Origin of the sequence: Campylobacter concisus, from assembly GCF_002914195.1 — a bacterium.
Classification (GTDB): Bacteria; Campylobacterota; Campylobacteria; order Campylobacterales; family Campylobacteraceae; genus Campylobacter_A; species Campylobacter_A concisus_M.
In genome coordinates, this window is sequence record NZ_PPAU01000113.1 from 117,981 (window position 1) to 138,595 (window position 20,615).

At 40.5% G+C, this 20,615-nt stretch carries 11 protein-coding genes and 1 pseudogene; 6 read left to right on the forward strand and 6 right to left on the reverse strand.

Annotated elements, in window-relative coordinates; genetic code table 11:
- Positions 1-227 precede the first annotated feature (227 nt).
- A complete protein-coding gene (locus CYP28_RS08205; protein WP_103593811.1) occupies positions 228-4,346 on the forward strand; it encodes a beta strand repeat-containing protein in 4,119 nt (1,372 codons plus the stop codon).
- 252 nt (positions 4,347-4,598) lie between these two features.
- Here CYP28_RS08205 and CYP28_RS08210 read toward each other — a convergent pair whose 3' ends face one another.
- From CYP28_RS08210 to CYP28_RS08225, 4 genes are all read right to left on the reverse strand, one after another.
- Entirely contained in the window at positions 4,599-5,375 is a 777-nt protein-coding gene (locus CYP28_RS08210) for an ABC transporter ATP-binding protein (protein ID WP_103593812.1), read from the reverse strand.
- The gene (locus CYP28_RS08215) at positions 5,366-6,328 is read right to left on the reverse strand and encodes a FecCD family ABC transporter permease (RefSeq protein WP_103593813.1); all 963 of its coding nucleotides are present in this window, start codon (positions 6,326-6,328) and stop codon (positions 5,366-5,368) included. Before CYP28_RS08215 ends, CYP28_RS08210 begins: the two co-directional genes overlap by 10 nt.
- Complete coding sequence (locus tag CYP28_RS08220) at positions 6,328-7,362, reverse strand: ABC transporter substrate-binding protein (protein ID WP_103593814.1); 1,035 nt, start codon at positions 7,360-7,362, stop codon at positions 6,328-6,330. The genes CYP28_RS08215 and CYP28_RS08220 overlap by 1 nt, the downstream gene beginning before the upstream one ends.
- 74 nt (positions 7,363-7,436) lie before the next feature.
- Positions 7,437-9,518 carry a TonB-dependent receptor gene (locus CYP28_RS08225; RefSeq protein WP_103593815.1) on the reverse strand — a complete coding sequence of 694 codons (2,082 nt, stop codon included), beginning with the start codon at positions 9,516-9,518 and terminating at the stop codon, positions 7,437-7,439.
- 268 nt (positions 9,519-9,786) lie between these two features.
- Here CYP28_RS08225 and CYP28_RS08230 point away from each other — a divergent pair, with 268 nt between their 5' ends.
- Positions 9,787-13,179, forward strand: coding sequence for a retention module-containing protein (locus CYP28_RS08230; RefSeq protein WP_103593816.1), 3,393 nt, complete (start codon positions 9,787-9,789; stop codon positions 13,177-13,179).
- A 239-nt stretch (positions 13,180-13,418) separates the two neighbouring features.
- Here the strand turns inward: CYP28_RS08230 and CYP28_RS08235 are convergent.
- A pseudogene (locus tag CYP28_RS08235) lies at positions 13,419-14,442 on the reverse strand (ABC transporter substrate-binding protein).
- Between the two features lie 211 nt (positions 14,443-14,653).
- On the reverse strand, positions 14,654-16,489 hold the full coding sequence (locus CYP28_RS08240; protein WP_103593817.1) for an aryl-sulfate sulfotransferase: 1,836 nt from the start codon (positions 16,487-16,489) through the stop codon (positions 14,654-14,656).
- 282 nt (positions 16,490-16,771) lie between these two features.
- On the opposite strand from CYP28_RS08240, the gene CYP28_RS08245 reads away from it, so the two are divergent.
- From CYP28_RS08245 to CYP28_RS08260, 4 genes are all read left to right on the forward strand, one after another.
- On the forward strand, positions 16,772-17,518 hold the full coding sequence (locus tag CYP28_RS08245; RefSeq protein ID WP_021090213.1) for a carboxymuconolactone decarboxylase family protein: 747 nt from the start codon (positions 16,772-16,774) through the stop codon (positions 17,516-17,518).
- Positions 17,519-17,633: 115 nt separating this feature from the next.
- Entirely contained in the window at positions 17,634-18,290 is a 657-nt protein-coding gene (locus CYP28_RS08250; protein ID WP_103593818.1) for a thiol:disulfide interchange protein DsbA/DsbL, read from the forward strand.
- Between the two features lie 8 nt (positions 18,291-18,298).
- Positions 18,299-18,919: a protein-disulfide oxidoreductase DsbI gene (dsbI, locus tag CYP28_RS08255; protein ID WP_103593819.1), complete on the forward strand. Its 621-nt coding sequence runs from the start codon at positions 18,299-18,301 to the stop codon at positions 18,917-18,919.
- 45 nt (positions 18,920-18,964) lie between these two features.
- Positions 18,965-20,614, forward strand: coding sequence for a sensor histidine kinase (locus CYP28_RS08260; protein WP_103593820.1), 1,650 nt, complete (start codon positions 18,965-18,967; stop codon positions 20,612-20,614).
- The last annotated feature ends 1 nt before the right edge of the window (position 20,615 follow it).

Consider the following 20,615-nt stretch of genomic DNA (forward strand, 5'->3'; position numbering starts at 1 on the left):
ATGTTTAAAGACTTGCTTTGTTGGCAAGTCTTTAAATTTTTTAAATAAAATCAATTTCTACTAAAACTAATGCTAAGAATTTTACAAGCAAAGGTAATTTTTAGGGCTACGATAAAAGCTAGCCACACAAATTTTTCAATATTGTACCCCAGTACAATAGACATATACTTCTAAAATTTATATAATTCATTCAAAATTTCAAATAATATAACAATAAGGAGAACATGATGGCTAAAGAAGCCGGAGTAGTTAAAAGCGTAAACGGAGGAATAGCAAGAGCACTTAATGACTTAACAGGAGAGGTAAGACAATTAAGTGTAGGAGATATTGTATACCAAGGTGAAAAGATAGTTACAGAGGGTTCTAACTCTAAAGTAACAATAACTCAAACTGATGGTAAAGATATAACTTTAATAGGTAAAGATACTCTAACTCTAGATCAAGACTCTAACAATAACGAAACAGTAGCTGATATCTCAGCTTTACAACAAGCCATCTTAAAAGGAACAGATCTTAATGCTCTAGAAGAAACTGCAGCAGGTGGTCCACAAGCAGGTGGCAATGGTGGAGATGGCGTAAGCTTATCTTCTACTAGCTTTGCAGAAGGAGGCCACATTAGCAACATAAATGCTAATGTAGGAAGCATAGATGCTTTATCTCTAGCAGCAGGTGGAGATAATAGCTTTGGCGTAAGTGGAGGAAGTGCTGTTGGGGCTGGAGCAATAGAGCCTGCTTTGCCAGCAGGAAGCATAAAAATTCCTTTATCAGCATATGTAGGAGAGAGCACATCTTCTAGACTATTAGCTTCATTTTATAACTCTATACCTAATGGATATCACGTATATAGACATACTGATGGTAGAGATTATCTAACTCCTGACGATCCTACTACTCCTAGTGCATTCCAACACAAAGACGGTTGGTATGTAAGCAATGATGGTAAACTAGCTATTGGTCAAGATGATGCTAAAGACCTAGCGGTAACTAGCACAGCAAAAGCTTCAAACTATCCAGATGATGGCTCAGTAGCTAAGATAGTAGATCCTAATCCGAATTTAAAAGTGTTTGGGTCGGATAACATAGATAAAATAACAGTAGACAATGCAAAAATAGAATCTGTATATGGTGGAGTTGGAAACGATAATGTTGATCTCAAAAATGGTGCAGAGGCAGTAGAAATTTTTGGTGGTTCTGGAAATGATGGTATAACTGTAAATAATTCTACGGTAAGTGGACGAGCTGCTAAAGATTATATGGGAGATGATACCACAGATGCTATTAGCGGTGGCGATGGCGTAGACAAGATCTCTTTACAAAACGGATCTATAATAAACGGAAACGTATACGGTAATGCGGGAAAAGATATTATAACCGTAGATAGCGGTGCTAAAGTAGATGGCATTATATACGGCGACACGAAAACAAAGAACGATAAGTATGAAAAGAAAGTAAATCCAAGCTTGGATATAGAAGATAAAGGTGCCGATGCCGATACTATAACCGTAAGCGGTAAAGGAACAAGCGCGAAAATCATAGCTGGTGGAGACGGCGACGATACTATCACGGTAAAAGATGACGCAAGGACTAGCTATATACAAGGAGATGAAGGAGGCGATACTGTAACCGTAAGTGGCAAAGGTGCTTATGCTACTTACATAAATGGTAGAGGCGGTGACGATAAGATATTCGTAGAAAACGGCGCTAAAGCAGGTTATGTATGGGGTATGTGGGGAAATGACGAGATTACGGTGCGCGGTCAAGGTACTACAATACTAAGAAACGTTGAAGGTAGAGAAGATAGCGACACGATCAAAATTTTAGACGGCGCAACCGTAAACGGATACGTTAGCGGTGGCAAGGGAGAAAATCCTAGCCGATACGACGGAGCCGCAGATTCTGATAAGGATAATATTACTGTTGAAAACTCTACTGTTAAGGGAGTCGTAGAAGGCGGTGTATGGGGCGGTAATGATGGAATAAAAATTAAAAATTCTCATATAGGCGGGATATCTGGTGGTAATGGCGAAAATAAGATAGATATCTCAAATGTTACTAATTTAGATGCAAAAACTATTTGGGGCAATAAATTTAAAGATATCGTAAATATTGACGGAACTCTAAAAAATTCTACTATTATAACGGTCGACGGCGAGGATACAGTTAATATTAACACTGGTGCGACAATAGATAATATTAGTATAAATACTGGAGTTGATAACGATACTGTTAACATAAATACAAATATTACCGCGACGGCTCAATCAAATATTGTAACCGAAGATGGCTCAGATACTGTAAATATAAAAAGTGGTATAACACTTACTAATGTAAATGTAGATATGGGTGCAGGTGAAGATAATATAAAGATCAATGACGGTAAATTAAATTCTACTGATCGTATAACATTTAAAGGCTCTACGCTAAGTACAGGAAGCGATACGGCAGCTGACGATAATGACAAAATAACTATTTCAAACGCTACATTTATGGAAAGTAGTCCAGGCAAACGCTCTAATGTATATACGAAAAACGGAGATGATATCGTTACTGTAAAAGATGGAACTATATTTCAAGACAATTCACTCATTACAACTGGACGAGGCAACGATAGAGTATATTTAGAAAGTGGCGTTCAGTTTAATAAAGCTACCGTTTGGGCTGATGACGGAGATGACGAGATACATATTAACGGAGCGGAATTTAACGGTCCCTGGGGTATAGGAGGCGTATCCGGCGGAGCTGGAAACGATAAAATTTTCATTAACGATGGAACTAAATTTACCGGCGGCTCTATACTGGGCGACGGCGGAACTACGCTTGATCCCACAAGTGGACCGGGAAATGATGAGATAACTATTTCAGGTGCAAGGACTGAGTTAAATAACGTAAAGATAGATACTGGCGATGCTAATGCTAATGCGGTTGACGGAGCTAAAGAAGATACTGTAAAAATCGAGGATGCGAAACTTAAGTACACTAATATTACGTCTGGTAATGGTAATGACAAGATAACAATAACCGGAAACGCAAATTTAACCGGCGGATATAACAAGAGCGGAAGCGGCGATGATACTATAACAGTAAGTGGCAAGGCAATCTTAAATAACACGTATCTTCAAGGAGAACAAGGTAGCGATACTATAACTATAGGTGGCAGCGTTAAGGCTAAAGGTGGTAATTTTAACACCGGAGCTGGAGCGGATGATAAGATAGAAATCAAAGATAATGCCGAGTTGGATGGCACCACATTGCAGTTTGAAGGCGGTAAATCAACAGATAAAGCTACTCTAAACGTAACCGGAAACGCCGTATTAAAAGACGTAACGATACAAGCTTCTCAATCTCTAGGCGAGCAATATATGAATTTCCATCAAAGCGGCGAAGCTATAGTAAAGAGCCTTATGGGTAGCCAAAACAAAGACGTTATAGATATAGCGGGCGACTTTACTTATACTAATACCAATCATCTTCAAACTTACGGCGGAGACGATGAGATAAAGATGCACGGCGGAGCTAAAGTAACAGTCAAAGCAGATATGGGCGAGGGCATTGATACTTTAACAATAGATAATGCTACGCTCAAAAAAGATTCTCAAGTGAATATGGATGGCGGTAATGACAAAGTATATATCAATGCCGGAGCAAATTTAACCGGCACAAGAATTTATACCGGCGATGGTGAAGATAAAGTATATGTAAGAGGCGGTACGTTTAGCGAAGCAGAGATCGGACTAGACAAGGGTAAAAATGAAGTAAATATAGAGTCTGGCGCGGTATTTGGCGACCGAGATGCTGGTCTTAATGCCTTTAATGAGCATAAAACTTATATAAGATCAGATCATGGAAATGATTCAGAAGATACCATAAACGTTAAAGCCGGTGCTACCGTCAAAAATGCTGAAATACAAACTTACGGAGGAGAAGATACTTTAAAAATAGACGGTACGGTTATAAATTCGAACATAAAGTTAGGCTCAGGCAATGACACCGTCTCTATCGGTAAAAACGCAAGCATAGACGGTAGCTCTACTATCGACGGCGGAGACGGCATCGATACGCTAAAGGTTGCCGACGGTAGTATAGATTTTAGCAGAGTTAAGAATTTCGAAAAACTAGATTTAACCCAAGGCAATAACAATATAAATCTATCAGCTAAAGACGTTTTAGATATGACTGATAGCCATAATAAGCTAAGAATAGATGGTAATGGTGACGATCATGTAACGCTACAAGGCTGGATAAAGGATACTAATCCTACTTCTGATGGGTATGCCGTCTATACAAAAGTAGAAGGAAGTCACACCGTAACCCTAGAAATTAAAGACGTAGTAGTACACGAGATTTAAAATTTAAATAACTACTTTAATCCCAAAGGAAATTCCTTTGGGATATTCTTTCTTGTCATTAAATTTTTATAATTGTTTATTTTTTTAATCTATGTAAAATGACATATTTGTCTATTTTTGTATAAATTTTCTGCAATAAAATATAAGACTATTTCAAACTAAAATGATTAAGTAAATTTACAAGTATCTAATAATAGTTTTTATGGCTTATAGCCTGGTAAAAGCTATTATAAAGGCCTAAGCGCTCTATAATTAATCGATATTCCATCTAACCAACAACCTCCTTTTATCTTCGACGTTTAAATTTATAAAATCAATACCGAAAAGTTTGGTTAAATTTTCGCCCTTTAAAATTTGATCCGTTGCGCCGAATTCATATCCTAAGGGGCCGTTTAAAAGCAAGGTTTTATCCGCCGCCGCAAGCGCGTGATCGGGATGATGCGAGGTAAAGATCACGCAGGTTTTTTGCTCGCTATTTAGCCTTTTGATTAGGCTTAAAACGGCGTTTTGATGAAAGACGTCGAGATAGGAAGTCGGCTCGTCCATGATTAGAATTTTTGGCCGTAGTACTAGCGAGCGAGCTATAAGCGCCAGCTGCATCATGCCGCCGCTTAGCTCGTCTACGTTTAAATTTAAATACTCGCTAACGCCCGCTATGCTTGCGGCTTCCTCGGCTATCGCCCTATCCTCTGCGCTCGGCCTTGAAAACATACCGACGTTTGCGTTTACGCCCATTAAAATCAGATCTTTTACCTTAAAGCTAAAAGCGATATTTTCGCTTTGGGGCACGTATCCTACGAGTTTGGCGCGCTCTTTACCGCTAAGAGAGGCATGATCGCGCCCATCAATCAAAATTTGACCGCCTTTTGCTTTTAAGAGTCCTAAAATAATCTTTAAAAACGTAGATTTGCCTATGCCGTTTGGGCCTAAAATCGCAAGCGTTTCGCCGCTTTTTAGGCTAAGGCTCAAATTTTGCAAAATTTGCTTCGCCCCGTAAGAAAAGCTTAAATTTTCTACGCTTAAGACCATCTTTTGCCCTTTTTAACGATGATTACGCCGATCATCGGAGCGCCTATAAGCGCGGTTAGGATACTTAGCGGGATTTCAGCCGAGCTCACGCTTCTAGCCGCGACGTCGGTTAGCATCAAAAATATCCCGCCTAATATCGCAGAAATCGGAACTAGCTGCGAGTTATCGGAGCCATAAATCAGCCTCGTAACATGCGGCATCAAAAGCCCGACCCAGCCGATGATACCGGCAATGGCTACGCTTGCGGCCGTTATCAGCGTAGCAAGCACGATAAATATAAGGCCTAAAAATTTACTCTCGCCCAAGATGCTTGCATGTTCGCCGCCTAGGGATAAAATGTTTAGCTTCCAGCCCATTAGGCTCAAAAGCACGAGCCCGCTAACGCAAACGGGTGCAAGCGCTGCCACGTCGCTCCAAGATATGGCGCTTAGGCTTCCCATCAGCCAATATACGATACTAGGTAGCTTTTCTTGAGTATCGGCGACGTATTTGGCGGCGGAGATCAGCGCCTCGAATATCGCACCCGTGATGATGCCGGCAAGCACCAGCATGAGCTTTGAGTTTTTGTTTGCCAAAACCCCTAGGGCGTAAGCTATCATGACGGCTAAAAAGCCGAAAACGAAAGCGCCTATTTGCGTGGCTACGGGACTACCGAAGGCTAAAATGCAAACTACCGCGCCAAACCCCGCTCCGCTACCTACTCCCAGGATATTTGGGCTTACCAAAGGGTTTGCAAACATCGCCTGAAATATCACGCCCGCCGCGCTAAGGCTGGCGCCTATCAAAAACGCCGCTATCAGCCTAGGCAAGCGTAGGTCAAATATCAAAGCGTAAAGCGTCTCTTTGTCGTTTTGATAATAGTCAATTAGCCCCTCAAGCGAAATCCTGCCCGCAAGCAGTGAAAAAACGATCGCAAAGGCTAGAAAAAGCGATAAAAACAGATACTTTTTCATTATCTAAAAAGCTCGTAAAATTTGCTCTCTCCGTTTAGGTCGAAGCGTAAAATTTTAGCTATCTCGTCGCCTTTTAGATCGTAGCCATAGAGCAACTTGTAGCTCTTTTTCATCTCGTCTTTTAAATTTATATGCGCCTGCCCAGAAAATAGCACGCTAAACCACGCCCAGCCTAGGTGCGATTCGCCCGTAGGCGGCTCCCACATATCGCCTCCCAGAGGCATTTTGTAGACGGCTTTTTGCTTGACAGCTTTAACGTTTTTTAAAATTTTATCGTTAAAAAAGTCCCGCGGTGTAAGCTCGTCGAAGTTGCTAAGCAAGATAACGTCCGGATTTTGCGTAAGAATTTCTTCTTTATTTAAAATTCTAAATCCCCCGAAATTCGCCGCATTTACTCCGCCGCTTAGCTTTATCTCGTAGTCAAAATACGTCCCGCCGCCTGCGGCCTCGTAGCTTTTATCCCTACCGAATATAAAAAGAACCTTCGGCTTTTTACTAAGCCCTTTTACGAAATTTTCGATCTTAGCTCTTACCTCGGCTCTGTTTTGTAAAATTTGCTCCGCTCTTTGCTCTTTTTCGTAAATTTTACCCAGCATCGTAAACCAAAAAAGCGGATCTTCCTCCGTGCCGCTTAAATTTACCAAAGCTACGTTTAGCCCTACTTTTCGCAGCGGCTCGATGATCTTTTCGCCTCTCGTGCCCCACTGCACCACTAGATCTGGAGATAGTTTTAGTAGCTCCTCGATATTTGGAGTAAAATCCTCTCCGATACCGCCTGCGGGGATACTGGCAGCGCCTTTTATCATTTTTCCGAGCATTCCGCGCTCGATATTTTTCTTAGCCATCGGATGGACGGAGGCTAGGCGAGATACGTTGTTTTCGACGCTAAGAGAAAACGAGGCTAGCGGCACCGGAAACAGCGCTACGCTCTTAACGGAGCGGTCGAAGTGGAGTTTATTGCCGTTTTGATCGGTAAATTCAAGCGCGCCCAGCGTCGCTGCCAGTAGTAATAAAACGGATATGATTTTTCTCAAATTTGATCCTTAAATTTGTAAATTTTAGGTCTTTTGAGCGGGCCGGTTTAAAACCCACTCGGTAAATTTAAATTTTAAAAGCTAGCCTTAAAGCCTAGTTTGAAATTTCTGCCTGGATTTATTAGCGGGTTGCTAGCGCTTCTAGGCTGGCTGATTAGCTCGTAGCTTAGGCTTGGGGCGTATTCTTTGTCAAAGATATTTTCGATGCCGAAATTTAGGCTAAAATCTTTTAGGAAACCTAGTTTGCCAAGGCTCTTGCCCAAGTATAGATTATGCACGAAATATCCCGCTCGCTCGCGCTCTACGCTATCATCTATACGCGTCTTTCTCGCCGCCCAGTCGCCGCTATACTCTATGTAAGAATTTGCCAAAAACTCCGGCGAATAAGAAACGGCCACGCGTCCGCTAAGCGGAGCGATCTCCGGAAGCGGTTTGCCGGTTTGTTTATTTTTGCCGCGCGTGTAGGCGAGGTTTGTTTTAAGCTCCAAATTTGATAAAACTTTATAAGCAAGGTCAAATTCCGCTCCGCTTATCTTGGCTCTATTTACGTTTTGCGACTGATAGTAGGTCACGCCGCCGCTTTGCCAATTTCGCTCGACGATCAGGTCTTTATAATCTCCCGTATAAAATATCAAATTCGATCTAAGCGCTTTATCCGTATAGCGAAGTCCGGCCTCGTAGGTGACGCCTTTTTCTATATTTAGATCAGGGTTTGGCAGATACGCCTCGCTGCCCGAAAACGTAAGTATCGGAGCAACCTCGCCGCTCATAGGAGCTCTAAACGAGGTTGAGAAATTTCCTACAAACTCAAACCCCTGGGCGATAGGGTAAATAAGCCCTAGTCCGTAGCTGGCTCTGCCGTCTTTTCTATCGTTGGCGTTTTCGTATAGGGCTTTTACGGCGGGGCTCATCGAGCTATCCATATCAAAGGACGTTTTTATGCGGTCGTAGCGTAAATTTGCGCTCAAAATCGCGTCGTTGCTAAACGCGTATTCAAGTAAGCCAAAGCCTGCGACGTCAAGCTGTTTGGTTCTTAGCCTATTGCGTACGCTAGGGCCTTTGTTTACGCTTTGATACACGCTATCCCAGTCCTCGCAATAAAAATCTACGCCGTAGGTTTGGGTTAGGCTGTCGCCTATAAATTTGCCGATAAATTTGCCGCCGTAGACCTTCGGTCCGTTTACGTAGTTATCGACTTGCCTAGGCGAAAACGAGCCGATGTAGGGCCTTATATTTAGGTGCGTATAAAGCTCTCTGTAATACAAACTAGAGTCTAATATAAATTTATCGTTTACGTTGCCTTCGTAGTTTAGCGCTACGTATTTTTCCCTAAGAGGCGCTTCTTTTATATACTTTTGAAAGCCTTTTTTATTCGCCGTTCCAGGAGCGCCGACCGCCGTACCGACTACGCCGCGCTGCGACTCCGTGTATCTGGTTACGAGCTCAAGTCTGTGAAAATCGGCAAAGCTATATCCGCCTTTAAAATCAAGACTTCGGTAATTATACCTTGTGTTTGGGATTTTGCCCGCCGGAGTGTCGTAGTCCTTGCCGTGCTTGTAGTTTAGCCCGAGCAATGCGTCAAACCCGTGTCCGACTACGCCGAGTTGTAAGCGGTTTTGCACGCCTTTGTTCGCGCTTTGATATTGGGTGCTTAGATACGTATCAGATAACGCCCAGTCGCCATGCACGTCTCCGCTAGCTCTTTTGGTGACTAAATTTACTATGCCGCCAAAGGCATCCGTGCCGTAAAGCGTGCTAGCAGGGCCTCTTATTATCTCTATCCTTTCGATTTGATCGGGTGTAAATATCGAATACTCAAATGCCGGCCTACCTCTAAATCTAAGTCCGTCTACGAACATCGGCACGCGGTAATCAGACGAGCTAAAGCCGCGCACGTTTACAGTGCCTGAGTCCATGCCTTCGTTTACGATTGAAACTCCGGGCGCCTCGCTGATTAGCTCGGGTACGCTTTTGCCAAGCTTTCTTTCTATCGTCTCTTTATCTACTACCGAGACGCTTTTGCTTATCTCGTCTACGCTTTGAGACGATCTTTGCGCCGTGACGGTTACGCCTTCTAGCGATTTTAGCTCTACTTCGTTTTGCGCGGCGGCTAAAATGCCGACCAAAGCGAGGCTAAGCACGATTTTTCTCTGCATTTAAACTCCTTTTAAAATATTTGAGTAATTATATAGAAATATATAATGATTTTCAATATGTATAAAAGTGATATTATATTTTAAAAAGCCATAATTGATATATTTATACTATATATTAAGACGCTAAAATATACATGTTGACTGATGTGATATTTATGATATGTGTTAAATAGTACACCCCATTGTACCCCAGTACAATAGACATATACTTCTAAAATTTATATAATTCATTCAAAATTTCAAATAATATAACAATAAGGAGAACATGATGGCTAAAGAAGCCGGAGTAGTTAAAAGCGTAAACGGAGGAATAGCAAGAGCACTTAATGACTTAACAGGAGAGGTAAGACAATTAAGTGTAGGAGATATTGTATACCAAGGTGAAAAGATAGTTACAGAGGGTTCTAACTCTAAAGTAACAATAACTCAAACTGATGGTAAAGATATAACTTTAATAGGTAAAGATACTCTAACTCTAGATCAAGACTCTAACAATAACGAAACAGTAGCTGATATCTCAGCTTTACAACAAGCCATCTTAAAAGGAACAGATCTTAATGCTCTAGAAGAAACTGCAGCAGGTGGTCCACAAGCAGGTGGCAATGGTGGAGATGGCGTAAGCTTATCTTCTACTAGCTTTGCAGAAGGAGGCCACATTAGCAACATAAATGCTAATGTAGGAAGCATAGATGCTTTATCTCTAGCAGCAGGTGGAGATAATAGCTTTGGCGTAAGTGGAGGAAGTGCTGTTGGGGCTGGAGCAATAGAGCCTGCTTTGCCAGCAGGAAGCATAAAAATTCCTTTATCAGCATATGTAGGAGAGAGCACATCTTCTAGACTATTAGCTTCATTTTATAACTCTATACCTAATGGATATCACGTATATAGACATACTGATGGTAGAGATTATCTAACTCCTGACGATCCTACTACTCCTAGTGCATTCCAACACAAAGACGGTTGGTATGTAAGCAATGATGGTAAACTAGCTATTGGTCAAGATGATGCATCAGATTTGGCTGTGACCGATTCTAGTAGGCTTTCTAATTACGCTAATTCTATAGAGGGTAATACGGATCTTAACGTATTTGGCGGAGATAATAGAAGCGCTATTATTGTAGATAATACCAAAGCTAATTCCGTGTATAGTGGCGTAGGCGGAGACGGAGTTAAATTTTTAAATAATGTGGAAGTAAAAAATACGCATACTGGTACTGGTGTAGATACCGTAAACGTAGAAGCCGGAGCAGAGGTAAAAAATAGCGATATAAGCACCGGCGAGGGAGGCGACGTAGTTAATATCAAGGGTAAGCTAGGCAATAGTACAAGGATAGACACCGAAGACGGCGATGATACCGTAAATTTTGCCGGAGAAACGAGCGGATATGCCGCAATAAGTACCGGACGCGGAAAAGATACGTTTAATATCGAAAGCGGAGCAACTTTTAACAAATTTCTTGGCGTAGATACCGGTGAGGATGATGATACGGTTAATATTAAAAACGGCGCAAATTTATCTTGGGGAAGTATAAAAACTGGAGCCGGAAACGATACTGTAAATATAGATGGCAATATGATCGGTAATCCAAATCATTTTAATGAGATAAGTACTGGAAGCGGCGATGATACGATAAATATAAACGGGCACGTATCCGGAGAATCAAGAATAAAAGCCGGCGAGGGTAACAATACCGTATACGTTAGAGGAACCGTCGACGGTAAAGCCAGGATAGAAGCGGGCGATGTCGATAATGACGATAAACACAGCGAACTTCATATAGAGAGCGGAGCTACGTTAAGCGGAGGCAGTAGCGTAGGTATGGGCGGCGGCAACGATACTATTTACATTAAGGAAGGCTCAAGCGTAACTAGTGCCACTATATCTGCCGGAAACGGAAATGATACCGCATATATAAATGAAAATCTAGATACGGTTAATATAAAGATGGGTAATGGCGAAGATACGATAAATTTCAAAAAAGGGATAACTGTAAAAAGTGGCGTAATAGATTTCGGCGAGGGTAACGATACAATCGATATTAACGGCATTACCTTTACTAATGGCGCGGAACTACGCGCCGGCGTATCTGATCAACCTGCTTGGTATAGCGACGATGACGACGATATTATAAACATTACAAATTCTAAATTTGAACAAAATAGTAAAATAGACGCCAAAATCGGAGACGACAGGATAAATATCGGTACCGGAGCGATAATAGACAACTCAAACGTTATAGCCGGATACGGTAGCGATACTATAAATATTAATGCGGGTTCTAAGGTAATAAACGGTAGTAAGATTTATTCCGGACTAGATAATAAAGACGGCGACAGAAGAGACTTAGATACCATAAATATTAACGGCGGCGAGATTACGGACTCTGAAATTCATACATCTCATAGCAAAACGACGACGAATATAAATGACGGAATTCTTACGAATGCGAAAATTTTAGGCGCTTACGGAGAAGACAAGATAAACATAAACGGGGGTGTAATTAAAAATTCAGAAATAACCGGCGGCGACGGAGACGATAAAATAAATATAAACGGCGGAAATTTTACCGAAACTAAGATAAGTACCGGAAACGGGAAGTATATGGGCAATGGGGATGTCGTAAATATCGCCGGAGGTACGTTTAGTAAAACTACCGTAGAATTACAAGGAACAAAAAATACCGTAAATATAAATTCCGGAGCGGTATTCGGCGATCAATCGGACGCTATAGTCAATAGGCAATATCAAACCAAGATAGTAAACTACGGTAACGACGAAGATCACGTAAACGTAAATGCCGGAGCTGTCGTTAAAAACGCGACATTCGATCTTAACGGAGGTAGCGATACTATAACCGTAGCATCGGGCGCTACCGTAGAACATTCTCAGCTTATAACCGGAGACGATGTCGATACGCTAAACATAAACGGCACCGTTAGCGGAGATACGCATGTGGATTTAGGATACGGTGCGGATACTTTAAACATAGGAAATGGCGGCGTAGTATCGGCTTCCGATATCCATATGGACGACGGCGGTCAAGGATATAACGATACCGTAAATATCGCGAATAACGCGACTATTAAAGACTGGGCGGACATCAAAGGCGGCCAAGGTAACGATACTATTACCGCGGGCGATAATCTAACGCTTGCTAATAGCGCGGGTATACACGGCGACTGGGGAAATAACGGAAGCGCGGTAAATAACACCGGAGACGGAAACGATATCATTACGGTAGGCAAGAATTTAACTATGAGCGGCGGCTCTATAATAAGCGGCGGCGGCGGAGATGATGTTATCTCTATCGGTAAAAATGCAAGCATTCAAGATACTTCGACTATCGATGGTGGAGCTGGATATGATACATTAAAGATTGCTGATGATAGCGTAAACCTTACTAAAGTTACAAACATAGAGAAACTGGATTTAACCCAAGGCAATCACAATATAACTCTATCAGCTAAAGATGTTCTAGATATGACTGATAGCAACAACAGACTAAGAATAGATGGCGATAGTGGCGATAATCTTGGTCTTGCAAGTAAGGGTTGGGTTGAAGATACTAGTGCTAACATTACTGGTTATAAAGTCTATACTAACACAGAGGGTGTACATACTGTAACTCTAGAAGTTCAAGACCAAGTACACGTATTTTAATATTTAGCTAACTAATCCCAAAGGAATTTTCCTTTGGGATATTTTTATCTCACTAAAATTTATAATTGCTCTAGATTTAAAACCAAAATAAGATCAAGAAATAAATCTATCAAGCCAAAAGAGCTGCTAAGATAGTGCTGTTAGAGATAAGTTTTATAAAAATTCGGAGATAAATAAAAGCCAAGTGATTCAAAATTTAGCGAGCAAGAGCTTTTTAACCCACACTCACTATAAAATTTCTATTTTTCCTCTGGGTCTAGGCCATTTAGGATATAGTTAAATTCATTGTTATTTAGATCGTAGTGCAAAAATTCTTTATAAAATTTCTTCGTTTCAGCTGCTATATCTATATCTTTAAAAATTTCAGGATGTAATATCTTTGCCGCCCATAAAATTTGCAATGCTCCCTCGGCGCCGTATCTATCCCAGCTAAAAATGCCAGTTGGATTTACGTAAACTCTTTTATTTTTGACGGCTTTGGTTGCCCGCGTAGATAGGATTTTCGTATATCTTTTATAAAATTTTGGGAGCTTTGGCTCTGCCTATGATGATAACATCAGGGTTTATATTTGGTATCTCTTCTGCATTTAGTTCAAGCATATTTCCGGCTTTTTACACCGCGTTTTGGCTGCCTGCGACCCTTATCCACTCATCTATGATCGTATTTGTACCATCAACTTTGAATAAATTTTTACCATCAGTGATGTGAAGCACTTTTGGTCTATCTGACGCAGTGATCTTATCCGTTTTGCTTAGCACTTTTTTAAGGTTGCCGTCAAAATACTCGTTAAATTTCTCCGCGATCTTCGGTGCATCGCCTCCTATGGCATCAGCCATGATAGCTACGCTCTTTTTCATGTCGGCATGGTTTGTAAATGACGGATAAAGGACGTTAAAGCCATTTTTTGTTAGCTCTTCTTTGTTCTTTTTATCTGCGGCTATGACTATATCAGGACTTAGTTTGACTAGCTCTTCTACTTGCAGACTCTTGCCGCTTACGCCATTTGGAATGCTTGAAATCCTAGGATAAATATGCGCAAACCATTTGTTGTTTTTGATTAGATCGGTAGTCGCTACTATCTTGTCCGCGCCACCAAGCATTAATATAATTTGATTGTTCGCATACCAAAGCGTAGCGATTTTTTCTACTTTTGCGGGAACTTTTACGATGTCGCCAGTGATATCCTTGACATCTCTAAACTCAGCTGCATTAAGCAAAAGGCCTGCAAACAGCACCACTAAAGCCATGAAAAATTTTTTCATTTTTTCTACTTATGTTAAATATATATTTTTATATATAAGTGCTAATCCTATACGTTATCGCCTTAATGAACAATATCTTTACAATATAAATTTCTAATTTAGAGCTTTAAAATTTATGAGTGAATGTGGATTTTATCTGTTATTGATAGATTAAATTTATAGCAAGGACTCCCCTTCTTGCACTGGGTAAAAAGGGGAGAAAAGTGAGTGATTATTTTTCAAAAGCTTTTTGTAAGCTAAATGGAAATGCTTGATAGCCCATAGCATTTGTCATCTTTATCTCTATGCTAGGCTCTTTTGCGCCCCACTCAAACTCATCGATGTGTGGGCTAGGAAGTCCTACTGGGCGACCTTTTGCTATGTCAAACTGCATGCCAGCAACGGCTGAGTAGACCATCACGCTATCAAGGTCATCTTGATACTGCGTAAGGCTAGTAACCGAGCTATACCACTCTTTACCGCGCTCTTTGCCGTACTCCCAAATTTGCTCAACAGTCTTTTTCTTTTCATCGATCTTATAAACGACCGCGCGAGAGTATTTCATGCCAGCGATGGCTGGTTGCTCCATACCCCTTGTGTCGCCGTTATCAAAGACGCTTAGATAAATTTCGCCTTTTTTAGATTTGCTATCTATCCTAAATGCTGTATGTTGCGTCCATTGCCAGTCAAAGCCACCTTTGTCGCTCTCGTATCCTGGGCATTTTGAGTACTCATCTTCGCAAACGATTTTGTTGCCTTTGCTATCAACTGGCTGAAGGAGCTTGTCTTTAAATTTATCGCTCCAACCCTTGTGAGCGCCCATGATCCATTTTACTTGTTTATCGCGGCCGATCTTGATGACTGCGTCTTGGTGGCGGCTTGAGATGATGATGCTATCGTCACTTGGGTCATAATCTACGCTATTTACGTGTGCCCAGTTTCGTCCTGGACCAGCGCCAACGATGTCGCCCCATTTATCGTGCGTATCCATAGACTGAAGCTCATCTGCGCTTGCTGTGTGGCCTGCTTTTTTAGCGTCTATGTTTAGGCAAACTGCGCCTTGATCAAGCGTTTTTAGCACGATGTCGCGGTAAGGATCAAGAATTTCATATAGTCTAAAGTCATCAACTACGTTGCCATCTCTATCAAGCTCAACTATCACATCGCGCACTGTTCTTACGTTTTTGCCATCAGCCCTTTTGTAGTCGGCATTTGCCACGCGCAAGAAGTAGTGTCCATTTTGTGCTACATCCATCGAGTGAGAGAAGTCGTTGTAGCTAGCTGGTAGTTCGCGGTTGAAAATTTCTCTACCCATGATGTCATATTTTGCGTATCTTTGGCCATATCCCCAAGTCATGGCGCCGTCGTCATTTTGCTTAAAGCCCATCATTACGCCAGCGTGAAATGGCTGTTTAAGATCGTAAATTTTGCTTGGCTCAAGGTACCATCTAACCTCGCCTTTTGTATCAAGGATGAAATTATTTGGGCTATAGTTCCACTCGATCGCACCGCCAGCTGGGTTGTTCCAAACGACTTTTGTGCCCTTGCCAGTTTTATTTACGAAGTTATTTACGTAGTAGAGGCGGTTAGCAAATTTAGCACTCGCAGGCTTAGTAACCTCGATCTTGTCAAATAGCGCACCCTTTTGATTTGGCGTACCTGAGCTTTCTAGGTAGATGGCTGGAGCGTAAATTTTATAGCTCTCTTTTATGTGCTCGGTTTTGCCCTTGTAGCTCTTGTCGTACTCGACCTCAACGGTATTTTGATAGTCAGGATACATGCCAAAAACAGGTATGCCGCCATGTGTGCGAAGATGTTTGTCGGCCACTTTATAGCTTATAGTTTGACCGCCTTGCTTTGGCACGATGGTTACTTTTGCATTGCTTAGTGTGTAGCCGCCATTTTTGATGACTGCTGTAAGTGGGGCAGTATCGTATGGATTTACCACTACTTCGCCTATTTGCCCAGTGATAGCATAGTCTAGTTTAGCCCCACTTGGACCGCCTATCGCAAAAGCGCTTGAGCAAAGCACAGAAGCTAGCGCAACACAACTCAAAGTCTTTTTCATAACATCTCCTTTGGATAAATTAAATTTTATAAACTCTACTCATAAAGCTTATAAAATTTAGAAAAAGCCTTGGAATGCCCAAGGCTTAAAATAGGTAAAAGGAGTAATAAAAAATATTGCGTCCTTCGTAATTGTAATAAAACCTTATAACATAAAAATCACGATAAACTTTATAATGGCTTAAAATCTAAATTTATATTAAAAATTTTTGCCTTTTTGGGCCTTAAGCTAGCATTTACGCTTTAGCACTTATAATCAGCCCCAAACAATGGAGCAAAACTTATGACACTAACTTACAATGCAAAGAAAATTTATGAAAATTGGTTTGATTCAAAAAGTGAGCTTGAAGAGAGCAACGCTAGCTTTTTAGAGGATTATTTAAATTTTTTAGGCGATATTGGTGAAGTGATAAATATTGATGAAAAAACAAGGCTTTCGGTTATCATCGCCTCTCTTTGCGTGAGTAAAGGCGCAAAAAGCTCATTTAAAAGCTTCGTTAGAGCTGCTTTAAATGTAGGTATATCAGCAAAAGAGATAAGAGAAATTTTATATCAAGCAGTGCCTTATGCTGGGCTTGGTAAGGTAGAAGATTGTATATTTTTAGCCGATGAAATTTTTAATGAGCGCTATATAGAGCCTGAAAATATGCCTAAAAAGTCAAGAGAAGGCAGAGGTGAAAGAGGCCTTGAGATACAAAGAAAACTTTTTCCAGCGGTTGATAAATTTATCGCATCAATGCCAAATGATCAAAAACATATAATGGAGTTTTTATCGCAAAACTGCTTTGGTGATTTTTATGCAAGAGATGGGCTTAGTTTAGAGCTTAGGGAGCTTTTGACATTTGTCTATATCACGACTCTTGGCTTTGCAAAGCCACAGCTTTTAGGGCACATTGCTGCAAATTTTGGCATCGGCAACGATAGGGCTAAGCTAATAAGCGTTGTTACGACACTTATACCATTTATAGGCTATCCGAGTGCTTTAAATGCATTATCAGCAATAAATGAGATAAGTTCTAGTAAAAATTAAATTTTTAATTAATGCAATATCTTATAAATTTCAGCCAAAATTTATTCTAGCGTTAAATTTGCGGTTGAGCTTGGTTGTAGAATAACTCAAAATAAATCATCTAAAGGAGATTATTATGAGTTTTCTATCTAAATTTAGTAAGGCTATCTTTGCAGTTGCAGTAGCTGGAGCGATTAGTGCTAGTGCATTTAGCGAGGGAGAGGACTATGTCAAGCTTGAAAAGCCACTAAGTGTGGGACAAAATACGCTAGTTAAAATTTTTAGCTACGCTTGCCCATTTTGCTATAAATACGACAAGAGCGTCACTCCAAAGGTAGTTGAGAAAATTCCTGGACTAAAATACGAGCCATTTCACCTAAAGACAAAGGGCGATTACGGCGAGGTTGCGAGCAAGGTTTTTGCCGTGCTTATCGTTATGGACGAGGCAAAAGGTGTCAGCTTATTTGATGAAAATTCGCTATTTAAAAAGGCTAAATTTGCCTACTACAAGGCTTATCACGATAAAAAAGAGCGCTGGGGTGACGGTAAAGATGCTGAGGGCTTTTTAAAGACTGGACTTGAGGCTGCTGGCGTTAGCAAGGCTGATTATGAAAAAGAGCTGGCTAATCCAAAAGTGACTGAGCTGCTTAAAAAGTGGGATGAGAGCTATGACGTGGCTAAAATTCAAGGTGTGCCAGCATTTGTCGTAAATGGCAAATATCTTATCATGACAAAATCAATAAGCTCACTTGACGGCATGGTAGCACTCATTGAAGAGCTTCTTAAAAAATAAGGCGTCACATGAGCTTTTTTAAAAAAATGGCTAAATTTCAAGACTCACGCATCTCTTGGGCGACCTTAGTCTTTGTAAGCGTTGCACTTGTCGTTATCGCGCACTCGCTCTTTCAAAACTACGCCTATATGCCTCCTTGCGAGCAGTGCGTCTATATACGTTTTGCATTTTTATGTATGGCACTTGGTGGCGTGATCGCTATGATAAATCCTAAAAATTTGCTCTTTGCTCTAGTTGGCTACGTCTTTGCCTTTTGGGGAGCGGTGCAGGGCATAATGTATAGTGTAAAACTAGCCAAAATCCACGACGCGGTGCATGGTGATGATCCTTTTGGTGTGCAGGGCTGCTCTACTGAGCCACACTATCCATTTGGCTTACCGCTTGAAAAGTGGGCGCCTGACTGGTTTATGCCAACAGGCGACTGCGGATATGACAGCCCTATGGTGCCTGATGGCGTGCTGCTAAGTGATTTGCAAAAGAGCATAGTTGATCTTTATGCGGACGGCTGGTATCTTGTGCCATCATCTAAATTTATGTCGATGGCTGATTGCACGCTGCTTGGATTTGGTGTTTGTTTTGTAGTGCTTGCACTTATGCTCGTTTCAAAGCTTTTATCCTTTTTAAAATGAATTTAGTTAGCCCAAATTTGGGCTAACTTAGGATATACTGCACGCATGGGTATTAATTTAAAATCACAAAATATTAAAATCTACGCCATCATCTTGCTTGCTAGCCTTTTTGTAATACTTCTTGGGCTAAATATTTATAGCAATGCAAAAGAGAAAATCATAGAACTATCTGATAAAAACAATATAGCAGTTAGCAAAAATATCGTAAATAACTTTCAAATTTGGCTTGATGAACGTATAAATTCACTCATTCGTGCGTCAAAATTTATACAAAATGCAGGCATCGTAGATGACGATGAAAAGATAGCTGGCTTTATAAAGCTCTTTAAACAAAACGCGAAAGAATTTGATCTAATGCAGCTTTTAAGGGATGATGGAGAAATTTTTGTAGATGGAGAGAAAATTTTAGAAGAAGTTATGCCAAAGAGCGAAAGAGCAGGGCTTATCTGGTATGTAGAGACAAAAAATACAAATGCCCCAAGCGTAAATTTCATGCAAAAACATAAAATTTTAAAAGGCTCAACTCTAAATTTATGCGTTCCAGTCACAAAACAAGCGAAATTTAAAGCAGCACTTTGTGGCGTCGTGCGTATAGAAAATATCTTTAATAGTATTAAAAATTTTAGCCTTGCGCCAAATTCTTACTCATTTTTAGTGACTCATAGCGGTGAAATTTTAACATCGATACCTGATCTTGCTTTAAAAAAAGAGATCGAGGAGAAATTTAAAGAGTTGTTTTTAAAAGATGAAGACATTACAAGCTTAAAAATAGGACAAAATTTAATCCAAGTAGCTGAGATACCAACGATAAATTGGTTCATAGGAGCTGGCACAAATAACGAAGAAGAAATTTCAGCTTTAACAAAAGAAGCTTTAAAAAATGCTCTAAGCTTGCTCTTTGCCTTCGTTGCGCTCACATTTTTAGCAAATATTCTTCATAATTTTATGTATAACAAGATAAAAAAGATACAAGATGAGTATGAAACATTGCTAACTCATAGAGCTAAAATGAGTGAGGCTGGCGAGCTAATAAGTGGTATCAATCATCAATTCATTCAGCCAGTAAATTCGCTAAAACTAATGCTAAGCTCGTGCATAATGCTAAAAAAAGAAGGTAAATTAAGCGATGAGGAGCTAATAAATTTACTTGAAAAAGGGCAAAGCTCGGTCAAACTTCTTTCAAGTACTATTGAAATTTTTAGAAATTTTTACAAAAGCGCTGAAAATGTGAGCGAATTTGAGATACAAACAAGCATTAAAAATCTAATAACTCTCATGCATACAGAGCTAAGCCGTGCAAATGTTAGTGTGAAATTTAGTGGCTTTAATGAACAAAAAGTTCGTCAGATAGAAAATATAATCCAACAAATTTTGCTAATCCTAATACACAACGCAAAAGACTCACTTGTCGAAAGCTACAAAGATGAGCCACTAAAACGTATCATCGAGATAAAATTTAGAAGCTTTGAAGATAAGTGCTACATCGGAGTTTATGACAATGGAAATGGCGTAAGCGAGCAAATGAGTGAGAAAATTTTTACTTGGCTAAATACCACCAAAAAGCAAGGAAATGGTATAGGGCTTTATTTTGCTAAAAAGCTAGCGCAAGAAAAGCTAAATGGCGACGTAAGGCTCGTAAATAACGCAAAGCCAACGGTATTTGAGCTAAGTTTTGATATAAATTTAAAGGACTAAA